Below are 633 nucleotides of genomic sequence, written 5' to 3' on the forward strand. Positions count from 1 at the left end.
CCCCCTTCTCATGATCGGAAATACTTCGCGGGGGTCCGGGGGTGCGACACCCCCGGTGCGCGGCGGGGCTGTCTCAGTAAAAGCTCTGGGGGTCGACGTCGACGGCCAGCCGCATTTCTCCCTTCATGGGGACCTGCGCGATCCAGCGAGACAGCGCGTCCTGCAGGGGGGCGGACTTTTCGGCCTTTACCAGAAGCCGCACCCGATGTCGCCCGCGCACCCGGGCGATGGGGGCCGGCGCGGGGCCGAAGACCTGCGCCCCGATGGCGCGCAGCGGCGCGTCCCGCCGCGCCAGCGCATTGCCCGCGTCAAAGACCTGCGCCGCGTCCGGCCCGCTGAGGATGATGCCCGCCATCCTGCCGAAGGGCGGCACCCCGGCCTGCTGGCGCGCGGCGGCCTCGGCCTTCCAGAACCCTTCCTCGTCCCCGTCCAGCACCGCGCGGATCACCGGGTGATCGGGCTGATAGGTCTGCAGCAGCGCGGTGCCCGGCGCCTCGGCGCGCCCCGGGCGCCCGGCGACCTGCCGCATCAACTGGAACGTCCGCTCGGCGGCGCGCAGGTCCGACCCCATCAGGCCAAGGTCCGCGTCGATCACACCCACCAGTGTCAGGTTCGGAAAGTTATGCCCCTTGG

1 pseudogene is annotated in these 633 nt (G+C 72.0%); it reads right to left on the reverse strand.

Features of this window, described 5'->3' with window-relative positions:
* Positions 1–73: 73 nt before the first annotated feature.
* A pseudogene (locus A3728_RS14235) lies at positions 74–633 on the reverse strand (primosomal protein N'); the annotation flags it as partial.

This window comes from Sulfitobacter sp. HI0040 (genome assembly GCF_001634885.1).
Taxonomy (GTDB): Bacteria; Pseudomonadota; Alphaproteobacteria; order Rhodobacterales; family Rhodobacteraceae; genus Sulfitobacter.